This window comes from Halomicrobium sp. HM KBTZ05, from assembly GCF_041530035.1.
Lineage (GTDB): Archaea > Halobacteriota > Halobacteria > Halobacteriales > Haloarculaceae > Halomicrobium.
On the sequence record NZ_CP168057.1, the window covers coordinates 2,555,471 to 2,580,766 of the forward strand.

The window sequence follows — 25,296 nt, forward strand, 5'->3', positions numbered from 1 at the left end:
GGCGGACAGAGAGCGTCGAGAGGAAGGCGTATCGGTCGTCCTGCGGGGCACGTTCGGCGACATCGATGGCGTAGTCATTCCGTTTTCGCCTTTGGCCCCCGAATAAAAATACCACCGCCCACAGCTTCCCGGCGTGAAATTGTGCCGGCCCGTTTTTTATACTCCCCCGTCGATCACGGATATGAACCGTGTCTGGAACCGCCCCGTCACTCGCTACGTCGACGTGACTGATGAGCGAGGAGCCAGGGATCGAGACTGTCGCCGAACTCCTCGACGACGAGTACGCACGGGAGATCCTCGCCGCGACGAGCACGGAACCGATGTCGGCAGAGGACCTGGCCGACGCCTGTGACGCCTCGCCGCCGACCGTGTACCGCCGGCTCGAACGGTTGCGCGAGCAGGACCTCGTCGTCGCCCAGCAACAGCTCGATCCCCAGGGCCACCACTACGACGTGTTCCGGGCACAGCTGTCCCGCGTCACGGTCGACCTGGCGGACGGCGAGTACAGCATCGACATCGAACGCCGTGAACCCGACGCGGCCGACCGCTTCACCGAACTGTTCGAGGGGCTCAAATGACGACCGCACCACTGGCCACACACGCCGCGAGTGGGTCGACGCCACTCCAGTCGACGGCCTCGCCGGGACAGCTGCTCGTCTTGCTGTTCTTCCTGGGGTTCGTCCTCTCGGTCGTCCTCTCGATCATCATCCTGATCAAGGGCGTTCAGAGCTACCGGCGCACCCACGACTCGGCGCTGCTGGGCATGGCTGCGGGCATCCTGCTCTTGAGCGGCGTGCCGCTCGTGGTGAACCTGATCCTGGGCAACACGACGGGGGCCAGCACGGAGACGATCCGGATCGTCACGGACCTGACCAGGCTGAGCGGGCTCGGTCTGATCCTGTTCGTCATCTACCGCACACAGCGATGACCCGAAACACGACACCACTGCCGACAGCGGGGGCGAGTAGCCGTGAGTGAGCTCCTCCAGGCGTCGCTGGCGGTGACGACGGTGACCGCGCTCCTGACGGCGGTCGTCGGCGGCTTCGTCGCCTACCAGGCCTATCGGGGCTACCGGCGCAACGCCAGCCGTGCGATGCTGTCGCTGGCCGTCGGCATCCTGCTGTTGACGACGATACCGTTCGTGCTGAAACAGCCCCTCGTCCTCCTCTCGCTTGCGACGACCGCCGAGGCAGAGCTGATCGCCCAGACGTGTCGGATCGCCGGCCTGCTGACCGTGCTGTACGCGTTTACCGGCGCTTAGTCGACGAGGCGGTCCACGTCGGCGTCGGTCTTCCACTCGCCCAGTTCCTTGGGGTCGACGTGGACGAACACGTCGTCGACTTCCGGCAGTTCCTGAATGGCCTCGATGACGGCGGTCTCGATGTCGTGGGCCTCGAACAGCGTCTTGTCGCCCTCGACCTCGACGTGGAGGCTCACGTCGATCTCCGGGCCGACGTAGTGGGCGATCACGTCGTGGGCACCCTCCACGTCCTCCTGTTCGAGCGCGCGGCGGACGATCTCCGCCCGCAACTCCTCCGGTGGCGCGGCCCCGACGAGGTAGTCGAGGTTGTCCCGGACGACCTCGACGCCGGTGTAGATGATGCCCGCGGAGACGACCATCGCGGCGATCGGGTCCAGGACCGGGTAGCCAAGCGTCGCGCCGACGACGCCGACGAGCGCCGCGGCTGCCGTGAGAATGTCGTTGCGGTTGTCAAGCGCCGTCGCGACCAGTGCGGGAGAGTTGTGGTCCCGGCCGGCAGACAGACAGTACCGATAGAGGGCGTACTTCAGCACGCCGGAGAAGACGAGGACGGCGACGGCCGCGGGGCCACGGCTCACGCCGACATCGCCCGACAACAGCGAGCTGGCGGCCTGCCAGAGGATGATCCCACCGGCAGCGAAGATCCCGACGGCGACGAACAGCGAGACGAACGGCTCGATCCGCTCGTGGCCGTGGGGGTGCTCGAAGTCCGGCGGCTGTGTCGTCAGGTAGAGTCCGGCGACGATGACGAGGCTGTAGGCGGTGTCGGCGAGGCTGTTGACCGCCTCCGAACCGACAGCCAGGCTCCCGGTCTCCGTCCAGACGACGCCCTTCAGGAGCACGAGCGCGAGATTCGCGCCCAAGATGACGAGACCGACCCGGCGGAGCACGTCCCGGCGTGACATTACGTCGTCGTTGCGCCGGGGGTGACTAAGCCGCTTCGCTCGCGTCGACGCCGGCTGGAGAACTGATCCCAGTGATCTCGAAGGTGGCACCGGTGGCTGCTCTCGAACGAGCACCCGATTCAGTGTGTCCGTCGTGGGCGTCGTCGGCTGCCCGCCCCGACACCGTGATCTCCCAGCCGTGGGCGTCGACGATCTCGCTGACGATCGCCAGTCCGAAGCCGGTCCCCCCGTCGGTCGTCGAGTAGCCGGATTCGAACACTGCCTCGCGGTCGTCGACCGGGATGCCGGGACCGCTGTCTGCGACGTAGAAGCCGTTGCCGTCCGGTAGTCGCCCGACTCGAACGGTCACGTCGTCACCGCCGTGTTCGACCGCGTTCCGAAAGAGGTTCTCCAGCAGTTGACGGAAGCGGTCGGGGTCGGCGACGAGGTCGAGATCGGTTTCGACGACCAGATCGGCGTCGCCGGCCTCGATGACTCCCCAACACGACGCCGCCAGGGACGCCAGCGAGATCGGTTCGGTCTCGTCGATGGGCTGGCCCTGCCGGGCGAGCGAGAGCACGTCGTCGATGAGCGTCTCCATCCGGTCGAGCGCCCGCTCTCCGCGCTCGAAGTGTGAGGGGTCCCCCGTCTCGCGAGCGCCCTCGAACGCGCCACGCAACACCTGCAAGGGGTTCCGGAGGTCGTGAGAGACGACGCTGGCGAACTCTTCGAGGCGCTCGTTCTGGCGCTGGAGTTCGCGTCGGTCGCGCTCGCGCTCCGTGATGTCGGTAAAGAGCACGAGCCGACCGACCGGTGACCGTCCGGCCGCGAAGGGACTCTCGGTGAGCTGGTAGTACCGGACCTCGCTGCCGTCGTGAACGGACAACACCCCAGATTCGGAGTCGAGTGCCTCGGCGACGGACGGAACGACGCTCCAGAGCGGCCGTCCGATCACGTCTGGTTGGCTCAACGAGGGAAAAAGGCTCGCTGCGGCTCCGTTGTACTCCCGGAGCTGATCGCGTTCGTTCACGATGAGGATGGGCTTGTCGTCTCCGTCTGCGAGCCCGATCGCCTGAAACCGTTCGTGGAAGACGAACGAGACGCCGACGGCGAAGACCGCGACACCGAGCGGTTCGTGGCTCACGTCGACGAGCAGGGGCGTCGCGTGCCCGACGAAGTTCAGTACGAACGGTGCCCCCGTCACCGCGACGAGGAGGCCGAACGGCCACGTCTCGTAGCTGACCTGCCGGAGCCGCTCGAAGAGCATGAAGTACCCGACGAACGTCAGCGCGTAGGAGAGTCCGATGACGATCCAGTGTGCGGGGCCGTGTGTCACGGCCAGGTGGGGGAACGGCGCCGTCGCGGTCCGGGTCGCGAAGTACAGTCCGTGATACGAGTTCGTGACCTTCAGCGCGACGACGACGAGGAAGATCGCGACGGCCGCGCGTCGCAGACCGGTGCTGCGATGCAGCGTCCGACCGGTGAACGCCGAGCAGAAGTAGAGCCAGGCACCGACCGTCGCGAGGCCGACGACGAGGCCCGCGACGTAGAACGCGGTTTTGAGCCGGGGATCTGGCACGAGGAAGTAGCCCAGGTACGAGAGCGCCCAGCCACCACTGGTCAGGAGTAGTGCCGTCAGTCCACGTCGCGTGCCCGGCTCTTCGAGGTGCTGGACGCGGTCGATACTCACGAAGCAGGCCAGTGTTGCCACAGTGAACACCAGGAGATAGCCCGCGTAGGTGAGGTCACCAGACAACTGAATGATCACTCGAAGACTCCGTCTGTTGCAGTGTTCACCGCCGAACGGTCATGACACTATCGTTCCCGACAGTTCGAGCCACGTTCGCTCCCGAACGAGACGGCGGTGTCGTCGTCGACGACCGTCGCGTCGTCCTGGGCCGCGAATCCCTCGTGAACGCGGTCGTACGTGTCTTCCAGCCCCTCGACGATCACCTGCGTGTCGCTGACCACCGGCATGAAGTTCGTGTCTCCCTCCCAGCGGGGGACGACGTGGGTGTGGAGGTGGTCCTCGATCGAGCCGCCCGCGGGTCCCCCACCGAGGTTCAGCCCGGCGTTGAAGGCGTCCGGGTCGAGCGACGCCTCCAGAGCGTCGAACGTCTGCTGTTTCAGGCGAGCGTGTGCGAGCAACACCTCCTCCGGGAGGGCCCGGTAGTCCCCCGTGTGCTGGTAGGGGATGACCATGACGTGGCCCGGACTGTACGGCGCGTTGTTCAGCAACACGTAGGCGTGGTCGTTGCGGGCGACGACTCTGTGCGCCCGGTCGTCGTCGCGCTCGGGCAGCGCACAGAACACGCAGTCGACGTCCGGGTTCTTCTCCTCGCGTTCGACCCACTCGATCCGCCACGGCGCGAACACCTGCTCCATGGCCGTGGGTCGGCCGCGAGACGCTAAATCGCTTTGCCACGAGGCCGGCGAATCAAATATTTAAACCTTGTTGCCGTTCACGGGTTGCTCCCCATCTAGACAGTACGAGAGAGATTCTTAAACAGTCTACTGCCCTCTCGCACCATAAGATGCCATATTCGACTTCCGTCTTGCGATAAACGGTCTAAACGACCCCGAACTGTGGAGGGTTTTTATGCGTTGATCTCCCGTTGGTCGAACCGGGATGGCAGTCACAGACACCGACACCCACATGTCGGAGCCGTGCTCGACGTGTGACCGAGCGACGCCACACGACGTCTCCGTCCAGATACTGACCGAAAGCACCAAATCGAAGAACGCCGCGTTCTCGCGGGAACCGTATCGCGTCAGTGAGTGTCGAGTCTGTGGTACCACGACAGAGACGCGAATGAACAACGCCTGATACGGACATCCCGGCACCACCCACCACCCACGCCACCTTTTGGGCGCTCACCGCCGAGCGCCAGCGCACCCGACAGCGAGTCACCGAGAGCGCGTCAGTCGAGCCGCGTCGTCACTTCACAGCCGTCATCTGTCACGATGACGGTGTGTTCTCTCTGGCTGACGAGTTCGCCCTCGGCTTCCTGGAGGACCGGGTAGCCGTGAACGATGTCTTGCTGTTTCAGGCGACGGAGCGCCATTCCCGGACGGGACACGTCGAGCCACCGGGCCGCGAACGGCAGGGTCTTGAACTCCTCGGTGATCTGGTTCAGCGCCTGTCTGGCCTCGCGGTTGCGGACCGACCCCTCCCGTTCCAGCGAGAAGATCTCCTCCGTCGCACCCTCGTTTACCTTCCCCGTCCCGGTCGTGGCGAACGGTTCGATCGCGACGACCTGTCCCGCCTCCAGTGTCGCACCGCCGGGGATCGACCGGTTCGGGACGTTCGGCTCGGTGTGTTGCTCCCAGTGACCCAGCCCGTGGCCCGTCAGGTTGACCACCGGATTGTAGCCGTACCTCTCGATGACGTCCTCGATGACGGCTCCGATTTCGCCGGTCTGGACGCCGGCCTCGACGGTCTCCAGTGCCGCGTCGAGGGCCTCGTCGGCGGCGGTCTTCAGCTCGTCGTTGCCCGAGAGATCGACCGTGACGGCCGTGTCGGCCAGCCACCCGTCGATGTGGACGCCGATGTCCAGTTTCACCATCTGCTCGCCGACGGTGCGGTCGTCGTCCGGTCCGGCGGCCCCGTGGGCGGCCTCGTGGTCGACGCTGACGTTGACCGGGAAGGCGGGCTCGCCGCCCAGTTCCCGGATGCGGTCTTCGGCCCACTCGGAAATTTCGAGGTAGCCGGTCCCCACTTCGAGTCGGTCGGCGGCCTCGTTGCGCACCTGTGCCAGGATCTCTCCGGCCTCGCGATGTTTCTCGTACTTCTCGGCGGCCAGGTCCACGTCTGTCATGAGTGTGGGTTCGGAACTGTGGGGCAAAGGGTTTGCCGTTGTACGTGAAAAGGGGTGTAATGGCTACCAACCGTGAGGGACCGATCTACGCCAGCACGCTCCTGTGGGGGGTCGTGCTCCTGGCGACGGCCGCCGTCATCGTGACCCGCGGTCTCTGGTCGGGCGTCGTGGTCTTCGCGAGCGCCGCCGCGGGCGTGGCCGTCGTGACCGCGTTGCTCGCCGTCGTCGAGCGGTTCGGCAGCGAACCGCAGTACGACAACAAGCTCGACCCCTGGGACGAGTAGCGGCCCTACCGCGTGGCCGTCTGCATCGCGTCGGTGTTCTCGGCCGCTCCGACGCGGCCGGCGTGGTCGAGGACGATCACGCCCGCTCGTCCGCCCGTCGCGTCCGCGAAATCGTCCACGGCCGTCTGGGCGGCCTGGCTCGGCTCGTGTCGTTCGAGCGCCCGAACGGCCTCCTTCGCGAGTCCGTACCGAGCGATCGCCTCTCCCTCGCCGGTCGCGCTCGCGGCCCCTCGCTCGTCGGCGTAGACACCGGCCCCGAGCTGGGGCACGTCGCCGACGCGGCCGGCCAGTGCGAACCACCGCCCGCCAGTCGAGGTCGCGGCCGCCACCCGATCGCCGTCGGTCGCGACCGCACCGACCGTGTCGTGGCTCGCACCGAACCGCTCGCGGACCCACGCCAGTTGCTCGGCGGCGTCTCCGTCCGGCGGGTCGGCCGCCTGCCAGCGCTCTCGCGTGCGCTCCGTCCACAGATTCCCGTCCGTCTCGACGCCGACCGTCGCCGCGAACTCGACGGCGCGGTCGCCGGCCAGCAAGACGTGGGGCGTCTCCGTCGCGACCGCTCGCGCCACGTCGACGGCGTGTTCGACACCGGGCATCGCGCAGGCGGCCCCGGCGAGACCGTCGTCGGTCATCACGCTCGCGTCCGTCCGGACGACGCCGTCGCTCTGGACGGTGCTGCCGACGCCAGCGTTGAAGCGAGGATTCGACTCCAGGACGGCGACCGCGTCCCGGACCGCGTCGAGTGGCGACGCGGCGTCGCTGCCCGCACGAGCGGCGTCGTCGAGGACCGCCTGCCGAGCCGTGGGTTCGTCGGGGGCCGATCCAGCGCCGCCGTGGACGATCAGATCCATGTGGAGGTCGAGCGCCGCCACGGTCAAAAGCGACCCGGCGAACCGAAAACCCGAATGGAACGGGCTGACTGGTCGAGAGCGATGTACGAGCGCGAGGATGCGACGGAGTACGCCCTGATCGACCGCTGGGACGACGGCTTCGGCTGGTTCGCTCACCCCGAGGAAGGCGGCCAGCGGGCCAGCCACGCCGTTCGTGCCAGCGACGACGGATCTACCCGCGGCGACGGCGGCGTCTGGCTGTTCGATCCGATCGACGCCCCCGGAATCGACGAACGCGTCCACGACCTCGGCGAGGTGGCCGGCGTCGTCGTGCTGTCGGACTACCACGCCCGCGACGCCGGGACGTTCGCCCGCCGACACGGCGTCTCCGTCCACGTACCGGACCACCTCGACCGGAGCGCTCAGCGGGTGGACGCCCCGGTCGAACGGGTCTCGGGATCGGTCGCCGGCTTCGAGCTGACGGCGATCAGACCGCTACGGGCGTGGCGCGAAGTCCTCGCCTACCGGGAGTCCGACGGGACGCTGTACGTCCCGGACTTCCTCGCCGGCGAGAAGTTCGCCGTCGGTTCGGAACGCCTCGGGATGCCGTTCCTGAGTCGCCTCTCGCCGCCACGGCGACTGTTCGCCGACTGCGATCCCGACCGAATCCTGCTCGGCCACGGCGAGGGGGTCTTCGACGACGCCAGCGCCGCGCTGACCGACACGGTGACGAACGCTCGCGCTCGCTTCCCGCGGGCACTCGTGAACGCACCGACCGAGATCCGTGCCGTGCTCGACGCAGTTCGCTAGCCGAGACATCGGACTCGATTCCCGCAGCAGACGGTCCCTGTCCCCTGTTACCATGCCCTCGCGGAAAGCGGCACTCCTTTAGGCGCGACTTTCGATTGGCCGGGTATGAGCTACGATTACGACAAGGTCGAGGTGCCCGCCGAAGGCGAGAAGATCGAGGTCGTCGACGAGGACAACGACGAACTCGACATCCCGGAGAACCCGATCGTCCCCATCATCCACGGCGACGGTATCGGGAAGGACGTGGGCCCGGCCGCCCAGAAGGTGCTTGAGGCCGCCGCGAACGCGACAGGCCGCGAGATCTCGTGGATGCGCGTCTTCGCGGGCGAGTCCGCCCGAGAGAAGTACGACGAGAACCTCCCCGACGACACCGTCAACGCGATCGACGAGCACCGCGTCGCCATCAAGGGGCCGCTGACGACCCCGGTCGGCGCTGGCTTCCGCTCGCTCAACGTCGCGCTGCGCCAGACGCTCGATTTCTACTCGAACGTCCGACCGACCTACTACCTCGACGGCGTCCCGTCGCCGATGAAAGCGCCCGAGGAGATGGACATGGTCACCTTCCGTGAGAACACGGAAGACGTCTACGCCGGCATCGAGTGGGAGGCCGGCACCGAAGAGGTCGAGCAGGTCCGGGACTTCGTCGAGGAGGAGATGGGCTTCGACGACGTGATGCACGACGGTCCGATCGGCATCGGCATCAAGCCGATCACCGAGTTCGGTTCCAAGCGGCTGGTCCGCAAGGCCATCGACTACGCCATCGAGCACGACCGCGACAAGGTCACGCTCGTCGGCAAGGGCAACATCATGAAGTTCACCGAAGGCCAGTTCACCGAGTGGGGTATGGAGGTCGCCGACGAGGAGTACCCCGACGACGAGGTCTTCGCCGCACCCGACTCCCTGTGGGAGACCCAGGACGAGATCGACATCCCCGAGGACGCCGTCATGGTCGAGGAGCGCCTCGCCGACGCGATGCTCCAGTGGATGCAGCTGCGCACCGACGAGTTCGACGTGCTCGCGATGCCCAACCTCAACGGCGACTACCTCTCGGACGCCGCTGGCGCACAGATCGGCGGCCTCGGCATCGCACCGGGTGCGAACTTCGGTGACGCCCGCGTGCTCGCAGAGCCCGTCCACGGCTCGGCCCCGAAGCGCGCCGGCCAGAACATGGCCAACCCGACCGCGATGATCCTCTCTGGCCGTCTGATGTTCGACTACATGGGCTGGAAGGACGCCGCCGACCTCGTTCGCGACGCCGTCGAGGAGACGATCTCCTCGGGCAAGGTCACCTACGACCTCGAACGCCAGCTCGAAGACGCCGAGAAGCTCGGCACCGAGGAGTACTCGGACGCCATCGTCGAGAATATCGAGAAGCTCGCGTAAGCGAGTTTCTGGACTCGCCCGGCGTCACCGCGCGAACAACGAGACACTCGCGCCAACGACGCCGTCGCCGTTCGACTGTTCTATCGTCTCGGATCGGTGAGAATCGTCTCCGTCAGTCCCTGCTGATACTGCCGGCTGTACGTCTGTGAAGAATTTTGCGACCACGGGGTCGCGAATATCTTGAAACAGTGACAGCCGGCAGTATGACTGGACACATCCATCGTCCGTTCACTTCCTCACCCGACTGGCACGGTCTCACCAGACGCCGCCCCGGTTCAGTACACATCTACAACCACTTATATAAATATATAATGAAAATGTACTAATACAGAAGGGTTCGTGGCTAGGGTTGACTGGCGTGCGATCCGTCAGTTCGAGCACAGTGAGACGATCGACGACGGACGCTTCGGATCGCAACCGGCCCGGTTGGGGGATGTGGACACCGAGAGGTCGCGCGGATCGACGGTTGGCCCGACCCGGCCAGCGAGCGACTGCCGAAGGCGACATTCGAACGTATGAGAGAAACACGACGAAACATCCTACGGAAGGCATCGGCACTGTCTGCGCTGGCGATCGGCGTCAGCGGGACTGCATCGGCAGCAGATTGCAGCGACGTCCAGCAGTGGCAATCTGGCACCGCCTACAACGGCGGCGACCGCGTGGTTCACGACGACGTGCTCTGGGAAGCCGAGTGGTGGACCCAGGCCAACGAACCCGAAGCGAGCGACTCGGTCTGGACGAAGATCGGCGACTGTGGTGGCGACACCGAGAACGAAGCTCCGGTCGCGTCGTTCACGGCGAGCGTCAGTACACCCGCACCGGGCGAGTCCGTCACGTTCGACGCGTCGGAATCCTCCGATCCGGACGGCTCAATCAGTTCGTACGCCTGGGAGTTTGGTGACGGCGACACAGCCACCGGACAGACGGGGAGCCACACGTACGAGTCGGCGGGCGATTACACGGTCACACTCACCGTGACCGACGACGACGGCGCGAGTGGGACGGCATCGACGACGGTGTCGGTCTCGGAAAGCGACAACGAGGCCCCGAACGCGTCGTTCACCGTCTCGCCGTCCTCGCCGACGACGGGCGAGTCGGTGACCGTCGACGCTGCCGACTCCTCGGACGCAGACGGGTCGATTTCGTCGTACGCCTGGGAGTTCGGCGACGACGCGACCGCCAGCGGTCAGACCGCGACCCACACGTACGACTCGTCGGGCGAGTACACGATCACACTCACCGTGACCGACGACGACAGCGCGACCGACACCAACTCGACGACCGTCACCGTCGGCGGCGACGACGGCGAGTGTAGCGGCGTCTCGAAGTGGGACTCCGAAGCGACCTACACCGGCGGCGACCGGGTCGTCTACGACGGCACGCTCTGGGAGGCCAGGTGGTGGAGCCGAGGTGACGAGCCCAGCGATGGGGCTCCCTGGAAGGAGATCACCTCCTGTGGGCCGCCCGAGCCAGTCACGAAGACGCTGGCCGATCTCGTGCCAAAGCCCGACAGCGTCACGACTGCCGACGACGGCTTCGAGATCACGTCCTCGACGACGATCGTCGCCGAGGGAAGCGGTACCGAGATCGGGCAGTACCTCGCCGACCTGCTGGGGCCGGCGACCGGTTTCGATCTGTCCGTCGAGAGTGGCTCGTCCGCGTCCGCGGACAGTATCGCGCTGTTGCTCAACGGCGCACCCTCGTCGGTCGGTGACGAAGGCTACGAGATGACCGTCGACAGCGACGGCGTCACGGTCCGTGCCAACGCGGTCTCGGGCCTGTTCTACGGTGTCCAGTCGATCCGGCAGGTACTCCCGGCGGCGGTCGAGGCCGACAGCCAGCAGTCCGTCGACTGGGTCGTCCCCGGCGGCTCGGTCACCGACGCACCGCGCTTCGAGTACCGCGGCGCGATGCTGGACGTGGCACGACACTTCTTCGATAAATCGGTCGTCAAGGAGTTCATCGACCAGGTGGCTGCCTACAAGATCAACCACCTGCACCTGCACCTGACCGACGACCAGGGCTGGCGTATCGAGATCGACGACTGGCCGAACCTCACGGACGAAGGCGCAGACTCGGAGGTCGACGGCGGGCCCGGCGGCCACTTCACGAAGGCGGACTACCAGGAGATCATCCAGTACGCGCAGGATCGCCACATGACGGTCGTCCCGGAGATCGACATGCCCGGCCACACCGGGGCGGCCCTGGAGTCGTACGCGGAACTGAACTGTGACGACACGAAACGCGAGGAAGACACCGGCATCAACGTCGGCGACACCACGCTGTGCATGGACGACGAGCACAAGGAGACGAGCCTCCAGTTCGCGGCCGACGTCATCAGCGCGGTCGCCGAGATGACGGACGGGCCGTACTTCCACATCGGTGGCGACGAAGCCGATGTCCTCTCGGAAGCCCGGTACGAGGAGTTCATGGACGCGGTTCTCCCGATGGTCGAGGACGCCGGAAAGACCCCCATCGGCTGGCACCAGATCGCCAGCACGGAGCCCGTTGAGTCTGCACTCCTCCAGTACTGGGGCACCGACGCACAGGCCCCGGAGGTCGCGGCCCGGGCCAGCGAGGGCAACGACGTCATCGCCTCGCCTGCCCACCTCTCTTACCTCGATCAGGACTACAACGGACAGGACGGTGTGGGCCAGGACTGGGCGGGACCGGTCTCGGTCGAGGACGCCTACACCTGGGATCCGGGCAGCTACATCGACGGCGTCGACGAGTCGTCCGTCACCGGCGTCGAGGCACCGCTGTGGACGGAGTTCGTCGAGACCCAGGACGACATCGAGTACATGGTGTTCCCGCGACTAGCGGCCATCGCGGAACTGGGCTGGTCGTCGTCCGATATCGGCGACTTCGACGCGTTCAGCCAGCGTCTGGCCCTACAGGGCCCACGCTGGGCGCAGGCGAACGTGAACTACTACCAGTCTGATCTGGTCGACTGGCCGTAAGTCGGCAAGCGGCGCGGGCAGTGTCCCGCGTCACACTGTCACTTCCAGGCTGGCTCGTCGCGTGGCGGGCTGAACACGTCGATCCCGCGCACGGGCTCGTCCGTTCGATTGGCCGCCTCGTGTGGCTCCTCGGCCGGGACGACGTAGGAGTCGCCGGCACCGACGACCTGTTCCTCGCCGTCGATAAGGAACGTGAACGTCCCGCGAGCGACGAAACCGACCTGCTCGTTGGGGTGGCTGTGTTCCGGGACGACCGCGCCCGGTTCGATGTGGAAGTGCTGGACGTTCATCCGCTCGCCGACCGCCAGCGGCGCGATGTGGACGCCGTCGACGACCTCGGTGAACTCGCTGTCGGCGGTGTCACAGACCTGCATGGCAGAGGTGAGTGGAGGGCGGCAGGTAAGCTTACCGGGGCGGTGGAGGGTCGAGCCGGGACGCGTCGGCGGACTGGAGAACAGTTTTCATGCCGTCGACTCCAAAGATCGAGTACCATCAAGATGAACGAGCAATCGAAGCGAACGGCCGTCGCACTGGTCTCCGCGCTCGGGCTCGGCGCTGGCGGCTTGATCCTGGGGATCGTCCTGGCGAACGTCGCGGGAATCGGGCTGGTTCTGGCCGGATTCGACCTCGACCCGACGAGCGTCGAGTTCCTGATCCTCTCGCTGATTTTCGTCCAGGGCGTCGGCTGTTTCGGCGTGTCGATGGCGTACGTCAACGCCAGACCGTCGCTGGGGCCGAAGATCAGAGAGCGACTGGGTTTCGAACCCGGATCGACGCCCTTCGACATCGGTTACGGCGTGCCCGATCTGCGCGACCTCGGTGTGATCTTCGGGGGGTACTGTACCGCCTTCGCGGGCGTGATCGTCGGCCTCCTCGTCATCTCACAGCTACAGGTCGAGACCGGACAGAACCAGCTCGGTGAGGTCGCGATGGCGAACCCCGGAATCGTCCTCTACCTGATCCCGGTGATGCTGTTCGTCGTCGGGCCCAGCGAGGAGTTGCTCTTCCGTGGCGTCGTCCAGGGTCGCCTCCGTGAGGTCCTCAGTCCGGTGTCCGCGATCCTCATCGCCAGTATCGCCTTCGCTGGGATGCACGGGGTCGCACTGGTCGGTGGTTCGACCGTCGGGAACGCGCTCGTGCTGGTCGTGTTGCTGTGGCCGGCGCTGGTGTTTGGAACGAGCTACGAGTACACGGACAACATCGTCGTCCCGGCGGTGATCCACGGCATCTACAACTCGACGATCGTCCTGTTCCTGTACATCGGTATCGTCTACGGCGACGAGATGGCGGCGGCACCCCAGACGCTGCTGGCCGCGCTGCCGGTGTGACCGCCAGATTCAATCGGCGACCGTCCCAACGGTGAGTATGTACGCCGTCGTGGGGTGTAGCGACTGTTCGGCGCTGTGGATCGTCGAGGGGCGGCCGGCGACGACCCAGTGTCCCCGCTGTGGCACGACCAGAAAGCACGAGAAGCGCCGCAAGTTCGTCGAGACCGACGACGAGGACCACGCTCGCGAGGTCCGGTCGTCGATGCTCGCGAACCGCCAGGACCAGGGCGACGCGTTCGCACAACTGGATTCGTTCGCCGAGATGGAGGGGCGACTCGACGACGCCGGTCCGAGCGACGAGGCGGTGCTAGAGGCTGCCGGCGTAGATACAGAGGAGGTCGCGGCCGCCGCCGAACGGTCCGAAGGCGGCGCTGGCGGGGGACAGAGCCGAAAGGAGATCGTCCTGTCGGCACTCCGCGAGTGCGAAGCGCCCACCGAGGCGGACGTGATCGACTACGCGACCGAGCGCGGCGTCCCCGCCGACTACGTCCGCGACGCACTGTCGAAGCTCCGTCGCCGCGGCGAGGTGACCGAGAGCGGCGGGACCTACCGGCGACTATGAACGTCGCCGGCTATGCCGTCGAGCCCGGCCGGACCGCCGTCGGTGTCCTGGTCGGGGCCGCCGGACTGCTCTTTCTCGCCCAGCCGATCACGGGACCGATCGACGTGGGCGGCGTCCCGATCCAGCCGGCGCTGGCCTCTCCGGTCGTGCTCGCTGCGGGACTCGCGCTCGGGACGGTCGTTTTCTACCGGCAGGGCTATACGCTGTTTGCGGCGGCACACGCGGTCTTCGCCGTCTCGCTGGTCGGCTTCGTCGGCGGGATCGCTCTCGGGAGCGACCGCCTGCTCGTGGTCGGCGTGGCGGCGCTCGTCGGCGGCGCGGGGTGGCTGGTGACGATCCAGCGGCGGGCGTCCTGATACGACCGGCTGTACATCTGTGAACGATTTCGCCACCCCGGGGTGGCGAAGCTCTTCACGAAGGTACAGCCGGCAGTATGACTCCAAGCGAGCTACGCCAGCGCAGTCAGCTCCCCAGCGCCGCCGACGTAGAGTCGGTCGCCGACCGAGAGGAGCGCGTGGCTCACCTGTCTGTCTCCGACGCCGGCTTCCCACCGCACCGCGCCGGTCGAGCCGTCGAGGGCGACGACGCGCCCGCCGGCCGCGTCTGGCCCGGAGAGGTACACCGTCTCGTTGGCGATCACGGGACAGCCCGCGCGAAAGCCGAGTGGCTGTGACCACACCGTCGCGCCGCTGGTGCTGTCGAGTGCGTACACGGTGCCGTGGGACGTTCGAGCGCCCGCTGGACGGGCGAACGTGTACACGCGCCCGGCGTCGGGGTCGACTGCCGGCGTGTAGACGTAACTGGCCAGTTCTCGGTGCCACCGCCGCTGTCCCGCGTCGAGATCGTACGCTATCAGCGGGACGGTCGATCGGCCACCGGTGCCGACGGCTCCCCGGTACAGCGTCCCGTCGACGACGGCAGGCCACAGGACGGCGACGCTCTGATGGGATGGCTGCCAGGACGTGTGAATCGCCGGTGGCTCGCCGAGGAGGGCCCTCAGCGCCGAACGGTCGGACCGGTAGCAGCGGACTCGGGAGGGCGAGGAGACGAGTGGCCGCCCCTGGTAGATGCTGATGTCGTGGTCACCACCGGTCGATGCGTGCCACTGGATCGCCCCGGTGTCCGCGTCGAGCCCGTAGAGCGCGTCGGTGTTCGTCGCGACGTAGATCGTGCCGCGGTGCTCGACGGCCGAGTACGCTTGTCCCTCCGGGAGCTTCGTTTCGAACAGCGCCGTGCCGGAGGCCGCGTCCAGCGCCCGGAACGTCCGTCCGCCGAGGTACAACCGCCCAGCGACGTAATCGAGCGACCCGACGCCGTCGAGATCCGCCTCGTGCCACCGTGTCACGCCGTCCGCCCGGACGGCGTACACGTCACCCGACGCGCCGGATCGCAGCGTCAGACAGTACACCGTCCCGTCGGCTGCGACCATCCGGAACACCGTTCCCCGGAGATCGACGCGCCACTCGCGTTGGGGTGTCTGTCTCGGTGGCGTAGCAGTCGGACTGTGGCGACTGTTTCGAACGCCGCGGTGCTGTGACGGCCACGTCCCCGCCGGGGGTCGCCGATCGGATCGTATCGTTCGCTCCGGACGCTGCGGAGCGCGGCAGCCGGCAGTAGCGACCGTTCCGGCGGCGACACCCGCACGGAGCAGTGACCGACGGTTGTACTGAGACATGACGGTGGTGTTGACTCGGTGACCGTTCGGCGGCCACGGCTATTCCTGTCAAATATCGCCAGTATAAGTGTACTGGATTCGTTCAGTAAGATCAACCACGTGATTGGGTCGAAGAGACGACGACGAGCAAGACAGCAGCCGGAATAGCGGCGTTGTTGGGACGCTATCGATCGAAATCGACCAGGCGAGTCTGCTACCGACCGAGATCCTCGTGAGCACTGGAGAGGTGTCGCGAGGAGAGGGCCGCCAGTAGTGAGAGTTCGCCGGCCAGCGCCCCGGCGGCGATCACTTCCGCGAGGGCGTCGGCGTTGCTGCCCGCGGGGTCGCCGCCACCGGCGTAGCCCAGCACGTCCAGCCCCTCGGCCTGGGTCGGGAGGCTCGTGCCGCCGCCGACGGTGCCGACCTCCAGCGACGCCAGCGTCACCGAGGCGTACAGCCCGTCCTCGCGGGCGTCGACGGTGGTGATCGCGTTCGCGCCTTCGACGACCTGTGCGGCGTCCTGGCCGGTCGCGAGGAAGGCCGCGGCGACGACGTTGGCCGCGTGTGCGTTGAAGCCGAGCGCCCCGGCCTTGGCCGAGCCCACGAGGTTCTTGCGCGTGTTTGCCTCGGCGATGGCCTCGGTCGTGGTTCCGAGTCGCTCCTCGACCTGTTCGTGGGGGATCAACACGTCCGCGGCGACGGTGCGGCCCCGTCCCTCGACGGCGTTGATCGCGGCGGGCTTCTTGTCCGAACAGAGGTTTCCAGAGAGCGCGACCAGTTCGGCGGGCGTCTCGCGCTCGACGATCTCGCAGGCGGCCTCGGTCGCGATCGTCGCCATGTTCATCCCCATGGCGTCTTTGGTGTCGTAGGAGAACCGCAGGAAGACGTTGTCGCCGACGACGTAGGGGGTCACGTCCTGGAGTTCGCCGTGTCCGGTGGTCGCCTCGGCGGCCTCCGCGAGGTCCGCGACGTGTTCGCGCACCCAGGCCGACACCTCGCCGGCCGCGGCCACGTCCTCGACTTTGAAGACCGGCGCGCGCGTCATCCCCGACTTGAGCACGCGAGCGGTCGCACCGCCAGCGCGCCTGATCGTACTGACGCCGCGGTTGACACTGGCCACGAGCGCACCCTCGGTCGTCGCCAGCGGGAGGTAGTGCTCCCCGTCAGCGGCGCTCCCGTCGACGGGGAGGGGGCCGACGACGCCCATCGGCACCTGGGCCGCGCCGATCATGTTCTCGACGTTGGGTTCGGCGTCGGCGGCTTCGAAGGTGTAGTCGCCGACCGATTCGAGGTCGACGCCGGTCTCCTCGGCCAGCAGCCGTCGGCGTGCCCTCGCGGCGGTCTCGGCGTCGGCGTGCTCTTCGAGTTCGTAGAGGCGAAGCTCCCCCTCGCGGACGCGCGCTGCGAGCTCCTCGGCGTCGGTCATGGCCGAATGCTCGCGGGCGACTCCCCTAACAGTTCTGATCCGGTCAGGACAGGCGTTCGACCAGTTCGTCGGCCGTCACGGTCTCGCCGTCGAGTTCGATCCGGAAGGCAGCGTCACCGCCGGTGCGCTCGAAGGCGGTCAGGTCCCCGGTCACGAGGAAGGTGTCGCCGTAGCCGGGGTTGCCCGTGTACCCCGAGACGGTGACCGTCCCGTCGCCGCTGTCGGTGATCGTGTCGTTGTCTTCGGCGACGAGGTCGTCGGCCACGTCGACCGCTCGCTCGACCGATCCGTCGACGGTGAACTCGTAGCGCACCTCGCCCTGTTCGGTGGCGACGACGGCGACCTCGTGGGTGGTGGGTTCGTCGCCGCTGCCGTCCGCCCCACCGTCGTCGCTGGCACCGTCCGGGGAGCTGTCGACAGCGTCCGTGCTTTGGCTGACGACGCGCCGTTCCATCTCGCGGACGACGTAGTCGCCGTCGCCGCCGGTCTGTCTGATCTCCGTGATCGCGCCGTTGACCACGAACGAGTCGCCGTAGCCGGTGTTCCCGGTGAAGCCACTGACCGTCCACGTACCGTCGTCGTTCCGGGTGATAGTGTCGTTGTCGCCGGCACCGATCCGGTCGTTGATCGTCGTCGGCCGGATCGGTCCGGTCGCGGTCAGCTCGTAGCTCACGTCGCCCTGGCTCGCTCCGACGACCTCGACGCAGCGTTCCTGGGGCGTCTCCGTGCCGAGCGTGGCGGCCTCGGCCACGTCGCTCCGGAGGTAGTGTCGGCGGTAGTCCTGGTCGGTTTCGATCTCGATGGCTTCGATCGTCTTGCCCGCGTGCTGGCCGCTCCCCCGGTAGACGTTCGGGACGGCGTCCATGCCGTCGGTGTCGCGGATGCCGGACAGTTCCGGGAAGTCGTCGGTGTCGCCCACGCCGTCCTCGCTGTAGCTCTGCTTCGTCTCGGTCGTACCGTCGACGAAGTGCAAGCGGACTCGCGAGGTCAGCACCGACGGCACGCCCCCAGAGAGGACGAACTCGCCGACGGGGACGTGGACGCTGGTGGCCGTAAACGTCGTGGCTCTGTGCCGACGCTGGCACGGGTCCGGGTTGTCGACCGTCTGCGTGCCGTTGATCGTGACCGAGTCGAGGATTCGCCCCGGCGAGCCGTAGCGGACCGGCTCGCCGTCGTCGAGAGACACTCCGTTGCTCGACTGGACGAAACTGCCGTCTTCGAAGGCGACCCGGACGGCGTCGATGCCGGTCGAGTCGGTAACCTCGACGTAGTCACAGCCGATCGTGAACTGGCTGTCGCTTACTTGTGCCGTCGCGGTGCCGGCGACGCCAGCGGGTCCCACGAGCGCGCCCCCGAGTGTCACCCCCAGAAATGCCCGCCGTGTGCACCCGTCAGACTCGCCGTTCGATTCGGGGTTACCGCCCGAATTGTTTCCCATACCCCTCGTCTCTCTCCGTGGGGCGGTTTGTTATTTGGAGCCAACCGCCGGCCGGCGATCGGTAAGCCCATCGTACCGAGGCTTCCGGGCCTCCGCGTGGCCCGTCGCTCGGCGGTCGCGAGCCGATTGTGTGCTAACAAACACCACGATGCTACAACGACGGCCATCGACTCCCAGAACGCCACCGTTCTCGTGTATTGAAGGCAAAATCTTTTCAATACGGAGCTCCGTAGGAAGAGACAACAGGGGTAGCCAGCTATGCCAGCAATGGAATCCGCGGAGTTCGAGACTGACCTCAGTCTCTTCAAGTACGACAACCTCGAACAGCTCCCGCCGGAGTACCGGGATCTCGGGGAGGACGAACGGACCGAGCGAATCGAGAGCGCGCTCGACACACTCGGGGACGACGTGGTGATCCTCGGACACAACTACCAGCGCCGCGAGATCGTCGAACACGCCGACTTCATCGGCGACTCCTACCAGCTGAGCAAGGAGGCGGCCAACGCCGACGCCGACTACGTGATCTTCGGCGGCGTGACGTTCATGGCCGAGTCCGCAGACATCATCACGGACGACGACCAGAGCGTGATCCTGCCGAGCATGGAGGCGTCCTGTCCGATGGCCGGCATGGCAGAGGCCCTCCAGGTCGACGCGGCGTGGGCCGAGTTGACCGCCGAGACCGACGCCAACGTCGTTCCGATCACGTACATGAACAGCTACGCCGACCTGAAGGCCTTCTGTGCAGAGCAGGGCGGGCTGGTCTGTACGTCCTCGAACGCGCACAAGGCCTTCGAGTACGCCTTCGAACAGGGCGACAAGGTCCTCTTCCTGCCCGACAAGCACCTGGGCGAGAACACGGCCCACCGGCTGGGGCTCGAAGACGAGATCGTCGAGTGGGACCCGTGGGACCCCGACTCCAAGGACGCCAGCAAGGCCGTCGCAAACGACATCATCCTCTGGGACGGCTACTGCCAGGTCCACGAGCGGTTCCGCGAGTCTCACATCGAACAGGTGCGCGAGGAGTACGACGACGCCAACGTCATCGTCCACCCCGAGTGTCGACGCGAGGTCGTCGAGGCGGCCGACGTGGCCGGCTCCACGGCCCAGATCTGTGAGGTCGTCGAGGAGGCCGATCCCGGCGACACCTGGGCGATCGGCACCGAGATCCACCTGACCCACCACCTCCAGCGGTGGCACCCCGAGGTGAACGTCGTCCCGCTGTGTGGCGAGGCCTGCATGGACTGCAACGCCATGCGACAGATCGACCCGAACTACCTCGCGTGGGTGCTCGAAGAGCTGGTGGCGGGCCGGGAGCGCAACGTCATCGAAGTCGCACCGCAGGAGAAAGAGCTTGCACAGGTCGCGCTCGACCGAATGCTGGAGATCTGAACCATGAGCGCAACGACGGACCACGAGACGGTCGACGTACTCGTCGTCGGGTCGGGGATCGCGGGCCTCGCTGCCGCCCTCGCCAGCGCACGCGAGGGCGAGGAGGTCGTCGTCGCCACGAAAGCGACCCGTCCCGAAGGTGCCTCCTCCTGGTGGGCTCAGGGCGGGATCGCCGTCTCCCGAGACCACCCCGAGCAGTTCAAGCAGGACATCCTCGCGGCCTCCGACGGCACGGCCGACCCCGACGCCGTCGACGTACTCGTCGAGAACGCCAACGAGGCCGTCCGGGACGTGCTCGTCGAGACGTTGGACGTGAACTTCGACAGCCGCGAGGACGACCAGCGGGAGTCCTCGGAACGGGCGAGCGGCGACGAGAACTACGACTTCACCCGCGAGGCCGCCCACAGCGAGGACCGCATCCTCCACGTCGACGCCGCCACGGGCAAGCACATCCACGTCCCCTTCCTGCACTACCTCGACGACCACGACAACGTCGAGATTCGAGACGACACGGCGGCGCTGGAGCTGATCCGCCACGAGGGGCGCGTCCACGGAGCGATGCTCGAATCCGACGGCGACGCCGCGCCGCTGTACGCCGGTGCGACGGTGCTGGCGACCGGCGGGATCGGCGATCTGTTCACCCACTCGACGAACCCGACCGGGTCGACGGGCGACGGGATCGCCATGGCCGCACTGGCCGGCGCAGACGTGGCGGACATGGAGTACGTCCAGTTCCACCCGACCGTCTACGTGGGGGGCGAGCAGGGAGCCGACGCGGCCAGCGACGCGAGCGCGACGGGCGATGGCGGCGACCCGTTCCTCGTCAGCGAGGCCGTTCGCGGCGAAGGCGCGCTGTTGCGCAACGGTGCGGGCGAGCGGTTCATGCCCGACTACCACGACGACGCCGAACTCGCGCCCCGCGACGTGGTCGCCCGCGCGGTCGCCGCCGAGCGCGAGGCGACTGGCAGCGTCGTGCTGGACGTGATCCCACTAGCGTTCGCCGCGGAGTTCCCCGGTCTCGCCGAGAAGTGCGACGACCGCGGGGTCGACTACACCGAGGGGATCCCGGTCGCGCCCGCCGAACACTTCCTCTGTGGCGGCGTCGCCGTCGACGACCGCGGCCGGACCAGTCTCGACCGGCTGTACGCCGTCGGCGAGTGCGCCCGGACCGGCGTCCACGGCGCGAACCGGCTGGCGTCGACGAGCCTGCTGGAGGGACTGGTCTGGGGCCTGCGTGCCGGGTCGGATGCGGCCGGGCACGCGCCGACGGTGATCGAAGCGCCGGAGCTGCTGGAGCGAGATCCCGACCTGCCCGAGGACTTCGCCCGCCAGAAGTTCCTGCGCCTGCGGCGCGTGATGGACGAGTACGTCGGCATCGAACGCGACCCCGCGGACCTGAACCGCGCACTGGGTGTCCTCCGGCGGCTCAAGGGCGAGGTCGACGCCTACGTCCGCACGCGCACCGCCCGGTCGCTGTACGAACTGCGCAACGCCAGCGTGACGGCGCTGCTGGTGACTCGCCACGCCATCGAGAACGACGAGAGCGTCGGGACCCACCACGTCGTCGAGGCCGACCCGACCGAAGAGCCCGGACCCCGGGCCGACGACTGATGCTGACCGACAGCGACATCGAGCGGTGGCTCCGGGAGGACGTGGGCCACCACGACGTGACCAACGACGTGCCCGGCGAGACCACCGGCCGACTCCTCGCCACGGAGTCCGGCGTCGCCGCCGGTCTCGACGTCGCGACGGCCGTCTTTGACTACCTCGACGTGACCGTGCGAGAGCGAATCGAGGACGGGACCGCCGTCGAGAGCGGCGACGTACTGCTCGCCGTCGAGGGACCGGCGCGGGCGATCCTGCGAGGCGAGCGCGTCGCCGTCAACGTCGCCGGCCACGCGTCGGGAATCGCGACGAAGACCGACGCCGCGGTCGCCGCCGCCCGCGCGGTCGACGACGAGGTTCGCGTCGCGGCGACACGCAAGACCACGCCCGGACTGCGCGGCGTCGAGAAGCGCGCCGTCGCGGCTGCCGGCGGTGACACCCACCGGCTCGACCTCTCGCACATGGTGATGGTCAAGGACAACCACGTCGCCGAGCTGGGGCTGGACGGAGCGATCGAGCAGTTCCGCGAGCGGGCCTCCTTCGCGACGCGGCTCGACGTAGAAGTCGAGACGCCCGAGGACGCGCCCCGAGCGGCCGCGGCCGGCGCAGATGTCGTCCTGCTGGACAACATGCCCCCCGGCGAAACGCGCGAGGCCGTCGCGTTGCTCCGCGAGAGCGACGCCGCGGCGCTGGCGGAGGCCTCGGGCGGGATCACCGTCGAGACGGTGCCCGACTACGCCGCGACCGGCGTCGACGTGATCTCGATGGGATCGCTGACTCACTCCGCGCCGACGCTGGATCTGTCCTTTCGGACCGGGTGAGATCGACGCCACAGCGGGAGCCGCGTGGGCCGACGACGCCACGGGCAGGCATCGATCACCCGCGCACGTTGGGGGGACCGTTACGTTTATGCGACGTATCGCTGATAGTTCGATCGAGGCAGTGGACGCTGAGGACAACGACGAGTAGGGACACATGGCGTCGGAAAACAACGAGATAGCCGCGCTCGCCGACGATCTCCTCCAGCGACCGCTCTCTGCCGTCTGCGACACGGCGGAGACGGTCCACCACGTCCTGACCAACAGGCGCGTCGGACTCACGAGAGGCGGCGACGAGACGACGGTGATCGAACCCGGCACGGCCTACGGTGCCGTCGCCGCGATCACGGACCGTCGGCTCCTGTTTCTCGTCGGCGTGCCGCCCGACCAGGAGACGGACTTCCGCGCGGAAGTCGCCTACGACGACGTCGAGACCGTCGAGAAACGGACGGAGACCCTGACACAGTCACTCGTCGTCGAGACGGGGACCGACCGCTTCGAGTTCACCGCTCGCAAGCCCCGCGCGGTCGACGCGGCCGTCGACGTGCTGGAGTCGACGCTCGCCGAGCACGTCCTCGATCGGGCCAGCGCCCACCACGAGTCCGCGCGCGAGGCCACAGAGCCCGCCGACAGCGCCACAGAGCTGGAAGCGGCGCTCGACGCGTACCGCCGCGCGGCCACGCTGCTGGGCGACGAGGACGAGCCGGTCAGCGACGCCGAACGGGCGGCCCGCGAGGACGCCGAGACCGTGCTCGCGCGACTCGTCGCCGCCCACCGAGAGCACGCGGCGGCGTGTGCAGACGCCGCCGACTGGGAACTGGCGGCCGACAACGACGAATCGGCCTACGAACTGCTCGTCGACGCACGCGAGGCCTACGACCGGGCACTCGAACTCGCACGGGCGTACCCGCCAGGCGATCCCGACGCGATCGAACGCGAACGCGCGGCCGTCGTCGAGAGCCTGGAGCCGCTGAAGGTGCGATTCGCCGTCGCGAACGCCTGAGCGAACCGCCACAGTGTGTCGGCCACGGAGCTCGAACGGACGGACGCACCGATGTTCATACTACCGGCTGTACATCTGTGACCGATTTCGCCACCCCGGGGTGGCGAAGATCGTCACGAAGTGACAGCCGGCAGTATCAGCTGTCGCTCGTGAACGCGTCGAAGATCGACGAGAACTCGTAGGGTTCCTGGTCGATCTGGCTGCTCTCGTAGAGCGCGCTCCCCTCGCCGTTGTCGCGGACGAGCTCCCAGAACGACAGCCACCGGAGGTTCTTCTCCTGTGCGAAATCGAGCACCGTCTGTGCGTCCGCGGGGTAGAACACGTTCGAGTCGACGTCGTTCTGGCCGATCATCGGCGTCAGGCCGATCGTGTTCCAGCGCTCTGTGGCCGACCGATCCGGATAGATGTCGGCCAGCTGTCCGTGGACGCTCTCGGCGGCGTCGACGACGGTCTCGCCGTTCAGTTCGAACGCCGAGCCGTAGTTCATCGTCATGAGGTTCACGGCGTCGAGTTCGACGCCGCGCTGGGCCGCGTCTTCGAGCACGAACAGCACGTCGTTGCTCGACTGCTCGGGGAGCCCGCTGGGCATCACCGGCAGCGTGTACGAGATCGACAGCTCCGGGTACTCTGCCTGGAGCAAAGCGAGTGCCTCGTTCCGGCGCTCGATGACTTCGGGGTTGTCCCGGATGTGTTGCTCCTCGTCGAAGTCGATGAACTGCGCGTCGAGCCGATCGACGACCGTCGCGTACTTCTCTTTGAGCGTGCTCGCGCTCGTCACCGCCTCCGCGAGGTACGTGCCACTGAGACCGCCGAAGGAGACGATGACCTCACCGTCGTGGTCGGCCCGGAGGTCGGCGATCTGGCCCTGCATGTCGAGGCGTTCGCCGCTCTCGCCGACGATCAGGTTCGAGTCGCCGGCCCACGCCGGCTCGCCCCCGGCGGAGTTGACGAACGCGAGCGTGAAGTACTTGGTCCCGGCGTTCGAGACCGCGTCGGTGAGCGCCTGCTGGTCGTCCAGGGCTACGTCGACGAACGGGGCGAAGACGTTCTCCGGGATCGCGCCCGGTGTGCCCGTGTCTCCGTCGGAATCGTCGCTGCCGTCGTCACCGCTGCCGTCGTCCCCACCGCCACCGTCTACGGGACCGACTTCGTCCCACGGTCCACCGGCGTCGGGCTCGTCTCCCCGAGTCCACCACTGGGCCTCGTAGATCGTCCCCTCGTAGACGACCCGATCGCCGCCGGTGTACGTGGTGCCGGCGTCCCAGGCCGGATAGTCGGTCTCGTTGCCACCGTCCGTGCCGTCGTCGCTGCCGCCGTCGCTCCCCCCGTCGCTCCCCCCGTCGGAGCCACCGTCCGAAGAGTCGACGACGTTCCACGGCCCCCACTGGGTGCTACCGGGTTCGTCGCCCTGTGTCCACCACTGGGCCTCGTAGATCGTCCCCTCGTAGACGACCCGGTCACCCTCCGAGTAGGTCGCGCTCGCGTCCCACGTCGGGTACTCTTGCTGTGCCGATGCCGCGCCGACGCCCGTGAGCCCCACGAGCGCCGACAGTGATCGTACGTACGTCCGTCGTCGCATGTGTGATCCCTCGACGGCCGGGACGGCAGTACGACGGCGACACCGATCGGGCAGCTGCCAGTGCCCCCAACATCCGGACACCCCGATGGCCGCGACCGTAGCGGACGCCCGACCGCGACAGTACTATGGTGTTTCGTCGGCTAAAAATTAATCATTTATAGTGTGCATTTCTGTCGAACAGCGCGGAAACGCGCGGCGACGACCGCCGGTCGTGCGTCGATACGAAACGCCGGGCCGATCGGCGACGGCCACGGACGGCTGGCC

The 25,296-nt window shown here is 67.4% G+C and carries 25 protein-coding genes; 15 read left to right on the top strand and 10 right to left on the bottom strand.

What is annotated here, in order from left to right:
• Positions 1-230: 230 nt before the first annotated feature.
• The 3 genes from ACAH01_RS13270 to ACAH01_RS13280 are packed head-to-tail and all read left to right on the top strand — an operon-like array spanning position 231 to position 1,261.
• Positions 231-578, top strand: a complete 348-nt coding sequence (locus ACAH01_RS13270) for a winged helix-turn-helix domain-containing protein (RefSeq protein WP_170093614.1) — start codon at positions 231-233, stop codon at positions 576-578.
• Positions 575-928 carry a hypothetical protein gene (locus tag ACAH01_RS13275; protein ID WP_153552687.1) on the top strand — a complete coding sequence of 118 codons (354 nt, stop codon included), beginning with the start codon at positions 575-577 and terminating at the stop codon, positions 926-928. Before ACAH01_RS13270 ends, ACAH01_RS13275 begins: the two co-directional genes overlap by 4 nt.
• A gap of 42 nt (positions 929-970) precedes the next feature.
• Entirely contained in the window at positions 971-1,261 is a 291-nt protein-coding gene (locus tag ACAH01_RS13280) for a hypothetical protein (protein ID WP_153552688.1), read from the top strand.
• Here ACAH01_RS13280 and ACAH01_RS13285 read toward each other — a convergent pair.
• From ACAH01_RS13285 to ACAH01_RS13295, 3 genes are read right to left on the bottom strand one after another with little or no spacing between them, the layout of a single operon-like run.
• The gene (locus ACAH01_RS13285) at positions 1,258-2,166 is read right to left on the bottom strand and encodes a cation diffusion facilitator family transporter (RefSeq protein WP_170093613.1); all 909 of its coding nucleotides are present in this window, start codon (positions 2,164-2,166) and stop codon (positions 1,258-1,260) included. The genes ACAH01_RS13280 and ACAH01_RS13285 overlap by 4 nt on opposite strands.
• A 25-nt stretch (positions 2,167-2,191) precedes the next feature.
• Entirely contained in the window at positions 2,192-3,913 is a 1,722-nt protein-coding gene (locus tag ACAH01_RS13290) for an ATP-binding protein (RefSeq protein ID WP_372479509.1), read from the bottom strand.
• A gap of 47 nt (positions 3,914-3,960) precedes the next feature.
• Positions 3,961-4,530 carry an HIT domain-containing protein gene (locus ACAH01_RS13295; protein ID WP_372479510.1) on the bottom strand — a complete coding sequence of 190 codons (570 nt, stop codon included), beginning with the start codon at positions 4,528-4,530 and terminating at the stop codon, positions 3,961-3,963.
• A gap of 244 nt (positions 4,531-4,774) precedes the next feature.
• Here ACAH01_RS13295 and ACAH01_RS13300 point away from each other — a divergent pair, with 244 nt between their 5' ends.
• Positions 4,775-4,972: a hypothetical protein gene (locus tag ACAH01_RS13300; RefSeq protein WP_153552692.1), complete on the top strand. Its 198-nt coding sequence runs from the start codon at positions 4,775-4,777 to the stop codon at positions 4,970-4,972.
• Positions 4,973-5,066: 94 nt separating this feature from the next.
• Here the strand turns inward: ACAH01_RS13300 and map are convergent, their stop codons facing one another.
• Entirely contained in the window at positions 5,067-5,963 is an 897-nt protein-coding gene (gene map / locus ACAH01_RS13305; protein ID WP_372479511.1) for a type II methionyl aminopeptidase, read from the bottom strand.
• 59 nt (positions 5,964-6,022) lie between these two features.
• Between map and ACAH01_RS13310 the strand changes: the two genes are divergently transcribed.
• Positions 6,023-6,247 carry a hypothetical protein gene (locus ACAH01_RS13310; protein WP_153552694.1) on the top strand — a complete coding sequence of 75 codons (225 nt, stop codon included), beginning with the start codon at positions 6,023-6,025 and terminating at the stop codon, positions 6,245-6,247.
• 5 nt (positions 6,248-6,252) lie between these two features.
• Here ACAH01_RS13310 and ACAH01_RS13315 read toward each other — a convergent pair whose 3' ends face one another.
• A complete protein-coding gene (locus ACAH01_RS13315; protein WP_170093608.1) occupies positions 6,253-7,098 on the bottom strand; it encodes an isoaspartyl peptidase/L-asparaginase in 846 nt (281 codons plus the stop codon).
• A 54-nt stretch (positions 7,099-7,152) separates the two neighbouring features.
• Between ACAH01_RS13315 and ACAH01_RS13320 the strand changes: the two genes are divergently transcribed.
• The 3 genes from ACAH01_RS13320 to ACAH01_RS13330 all read left to right on the top strand — a co-directional run bounded on the left by ACAH01_RS13320 (position 7,153) and on the right by ACAH01_RS13330 (position 12,230).
• The gene (locus ACAH01_RS13320) at positions 7,153-7,887 is read left to right on the top strand and encodes a hypothetical protein (RefSeq protein WP_372479513.1); all 735 of its coding nucleotides are present in this window, start codon (positions 7,153-7,155) and stop codon (positions 7,885-7,887) included.
• A gap of 105 nt (positions 7,888-7,992) precedes the next feature.
• Entirely contained in the window at positions 7,993-9,270 is a 1,278-nt protein-coding gene (gene icd / locus ACAH01_RS13325) for an NADP-dependent isocitrate dehydrogenase (protein WP_170093607.1), read from the top strand.
• Between the two features lie 515 nt (positions 9,271-9,785).
• On the top strand, positions 9,786-12,230 hold the full coding sequence (locus tag ACAH01_RS13330; RefSeq protein WP_372479514.1) for a family 20 glycosylhydrolase: 2,445 nt from the start codon (positions 9,786-9,788) through the stop codon (positions 12,228-12,230).
• Between the two features lie 38 nt (positions 12,231-12,268).
• Here ACAH01_RS13330 and ACAH01_RS13335 read toward each other — a convergent pair whose 3' ends face one another.
• Positions 12,269-12,604, bottom strand: coding sequence for a cupin domain-containing protein (locus tag ACAH01_RS13335; protein WP_170093605.1), 336 nt, complete (start codon positions 12,602-12,604; stop codon positions 12,269-12,271).
• Between the two features lie 123 nt (positions 12,605-12,727).
• Here ACAH01_RS13335 and ACAH01_RS13340 point away from each other — a divergent pair, with 123 nt between their 5' ends.
• The 3 genes from ACAH01_RS13340 to ACAH01_RS13350 are packed head-to-tail and all read left to right on the top strand — an operon-like array spanning position 12,728 to position 14,476.
• Complete coding sequence (locus ACAH01_RS13340; protein ID WP_372479515.1) at positions 12,728-13,558, top strand: lysostaphin resistance A-like protein; 831 nt, start codon at positions 12,728-12,730, stop codon at positions 13,556-13,558.
• A gap of 37 nt (positions 13,559-13,595) precedes the next feature.
• A complete protein-coding gene (locus tag ACAH01_RS13345; protein WP_372479516.1) occupies positions 13,596-14,120 on the top strand; it encodes a DUF5817 domain-containing protein in 525 nt (174 codons plus the stop codon).
• A complete protein-coding gene (locus tag ACAH01_RS13350) occupies positions 14,117-14,476 on the top strand; it encodes a hypothetical protein (RefSeq protein ID WP_372479517.1) in 360 nt (119 codons plus the stop codon). Before ACAH01_RS13345 ends, ACAH01_RS13350 begins: the two co-directional genes overlap by 4 nt.
• A 92-nt stretch (positions 14,477-14,568) precedes the next feature.
• Here ACAH01_RS13350 and ACAH01_RS13355 read toward each other — a convergent pair whose 3' ends face one another.
• The 3 genes from ACAH01_RS13355 to ACAH01_RS13365 form a co-directional block, all read right to left on the bottom strand.
• A complete protein-coding gene (locus ACAH01_RS13355) occupies positions 14,569-15,549 on the bottom strand; it encodes a PQQ-binding-like beta-propeller repeat protein (protein ID WP_372479518.1) in 981 nt (326 codons plus the stop codon).
• A gap of 439 nt (positions 15,550-15,988) precedes the next feature.
• Positions 15,989-17,200: a hydroxymethylglutaryl-CoA reductase (NADPH) gene (gene hmgA, locus ACAH01_RS13360; RefSeq protein WP_372479520.1), complete on the bottom strand. Its 1,212-nt coding sequence runs from the start codon at positions 17,198-17,200 to the stop codon at positions 15,989-15,991.
• Between the two features lie 43 nt (positions 17,201-17,243).
• The gene (locus ACAH01_RS13365; RefSeq protein ID WP_372479521.1) at positions 17,244-18,638 is read right to left on the bottom strand and encodes a hypothetical protein; all 1,395 of its coding nucleotides are present in this window, start codon (positions 18,636-18,638) and stop codon (positions 17,244-17,246) included.
• 258 nt (positions 18,639-18,896) lie between these two features.
• Here ACAH01_RS13365 and nadA point away from each other — a divergent pair, with 258 nt between their 5' ends.
• The 4 genes from nadA to ACAH01_RS13385 all read left to right on the top strand — a co-directional run bounded on the left by nadA (position 18,897) and on the right by ACAH01_RS13385 (position 23,453).
• On the top strand, positions 18,897-20,027 hold the full coding sequence (nadA, locus tag ACAH01_RS13370) for a quinolinate synthase NadA (protein WP_170093599.1): 1,131 nt from the start codon (positions 18,897-18,899) through the stop codon (positions 20,025-20,027).
• A gap of 3 nt (positions 20,028-20,030) precedes the next feature.
• Entirely contained in the window at positions 20,031-21,638 is a 1,608-nt protein-coding gene (locus ACAH01_RS13375) for an L-aspartate oxidase (protein ID WP_372479522.1), read from the top strand.
• Positions 21,638-22,453, top strand: coding sequence for a carboxylating nicotinate-nucleotide diphosphorylase (gene nadC, locus ACAH01_RS13380; protein ID WP_372479523.1), 816 nt, complete (start codon positions 21,638-21,640; stop codon positions 22,451-22,453). Before ACAH01_RS13375 ends, nadC begins: the two co-directional genes overlap by 1 nt.
• Before the next feature lie 154 nt (positions 22,454-22,607).
• Complete coding sequence (locus tag ACAH01_RS13385; RefSeq protein ID WP_372479524.1) at positions 22,608-23,453, top strand: hypothetical protein; 846 nt, start codon at positions 22,608-22,610, stop codon at positions 23,451-23,453.
• A gap of 136 nt (positions 23,454-23,589) precedes the next feature.
• On the opposite strand, the gene ACAH01_RS13390 is transcribed toward ACAH01_RS13385, so the two are convergent.
• The gene (locus tag ACAH01_RS13390; RefSeq protein WP_372479525.1) at positions 23,590-25,032 is read right to left on the bottom strand and encodes a carbohydrate-binding protein; all 1,443 of its coding nucleotides are present in this window, start codon (positions 25,030-25,032) and stop codon (positions 23,590-23,592) included.
• Positions 25,033-25,296 lie beyond the last annotated feature (264 nt).

Excerpts from the sequence above, each read along its gene's own strand:
- ACAH01_RS13345 (WP_372479516.1), top strand. The coding sequence starts at position 13,596 with ATGTACGCCGTCGTGGGGTGTAGCGACTGTTCGGCGCTGTGGATCGTC.
- ACAH01_RS13375 (WP_372479522.1), top strand. The coding sequence starts at position 20,031 with ATGAGCGCAACGACGGACCACGAGACGGTCGACGTACTCGTCGTCGGG.
- ACAH01_RS13385 (WP_372479524.1), top strand. The coding sequence starts at position 22,608 with ATGGCGTCGGAAAACAACGAGATAGCCGCGCTCGCCGACGATCTCCTC.
- ACAH01_RS13310 (WP_153552694.1), top strand. The coding sequence starts at position 6,023 with ATGGCTACCAACCGTGAGGGACCGATCTACGCCAGCACGCTCCTGTGG.
- map (WP_372479511.1), bottom strand. The coding sequence starts at position 5,963 with ATGACAGACGTGGACCTGGCCGCCGAGAAGTACGAGAAACATCGCGAG.
- ACAH01_RS13300 (WP_153552692.1), top strand. The coding sequence starts at position 4,775 with ATGGCAGTCACAGACACCGACACCCACATGTCGGAGCCGTGCTCGACG.
- ACAH01_RS13320 (WP_372479513.1), top strand. The coding sequence starts at position 7,153 with ATGGAACGGGCTGACTGGTCGAGAGCGATGTACGAGCGCGAGGATGCG.
- ACAH01_RS13295 (WP_372479510.1), bottom strand. The coding sequence starts at position 4,530 with ATGGAGCAGGTGTTCGCGCCGTGGCGGATCGAGTGGGTCGAACGCGAG.
- ACAH01_RS13390 (WP_372479525.1), bottom strand. The coding sequence starts at position 25,032 with ATGCGACGACGGACGTACGTACGATCACTGTCGGCGCTCGTGGGGCTC.
- ACAH01_RS13365 (WP_372479521.1), bottom strand. The coding sequence starts at position 18,638 with ATGGGAAACAATTCGGGCGGTAACCCCGAATCGAACGGCGAGTCTGAC.
- ACAH01_RS13335 (WP_170093605.1), bottom strand. The coding sequence starts at position 12,604 with ATGCAGGTCTGTGACACCGCCGACAGCGAGTTCACCGAGGTCGTCGAC.
- ACAH01_RS13330 (WP_372479514.1), top strand. The coding sequence starts at position 9,786 with ATGAGAGAAACACGACGAAACATCCTACGGAAGGCATCGGCACTGTCT.
- ACAH01_RS13355 (WP_372479518.1), bottom strand. The coding sequence starts at position 15,549 with ATGGTCGCAGCCGACGGGACGGTGTACTGTCTGACGCTGCGATCCGGC.
- ACAH01_RS13350 (WP_372479517.1), top strand. The coding sequence starts at position 14,117 with ATGAACGTCGCCGGCTATGCCGTCGAGCCCGGCCGGACCGCCGTCGGT.
- ACAH01_RS13315 (WP_170093608.1), bottom strand. The coding sequence starts at position 7,098 with ATGGATCTGATCGTCCACGGCGGCGCTGGATCGGCCCCCGACGAACCC.
- ACAH01_RS13275 (WP_153552687.1), top strand. The coding sequence starts at position 575 with ATGACGACCGCACCACTGGCCACACACGCCGCGAGTGGGTCGACGCCA.
- nadC (WP_372479523.1), top strand. The coding sequence starts at position 21,638 with ATGCTGACCGACAGCGACATCGAGCGGTGGCTCCGGGAGGACGTGGGC.
- ACAH01_RS13285 (WP_170093613.1), bottom strand. The coding sequence starts at position 2,166 with ATGTCACGCCGGGACGTGCTCCGCCGGGTCGGTCTCGTCATCTTGGGC.
- hmgA (WP_372479520.1), bottom strand. The coding sequence starts at position 17,200 with ATGACCGACGCCGAGGAGCTCGCAGCGCGCGTCCGCGAGGGGGAGCTT.
- nadA (WP_170093599.1), top strand. The coding sequence starts at position 18,897 with ATGCCAGCAATGGAATCCGCGGAGTTCGAGACTGACCTCAGTCTCTTC.
- ACAH01_RS13270 (WP_170093614.1), top strand. The coding sequence starts at position 231 with ATGAGCGAGGAGCCAGGGATCGAGACTGTCGCCGAACTCCTCGACGAC.
- icd (WP_170093607.1), top strand. The coding sequence starts at position 7,993 with ATGAGCTACGATTACGACAAGGTCGAGGTGCCCGCCGAAGGCGAGAAG.
- ACAH01_RS13340 (WP_372479515.1), top strand. The coding sequence starts at position 12,728 with ATGAACGAGCAATCGAAGCGAACGGCCGTCGCACTGGTCTCCGCGCTC.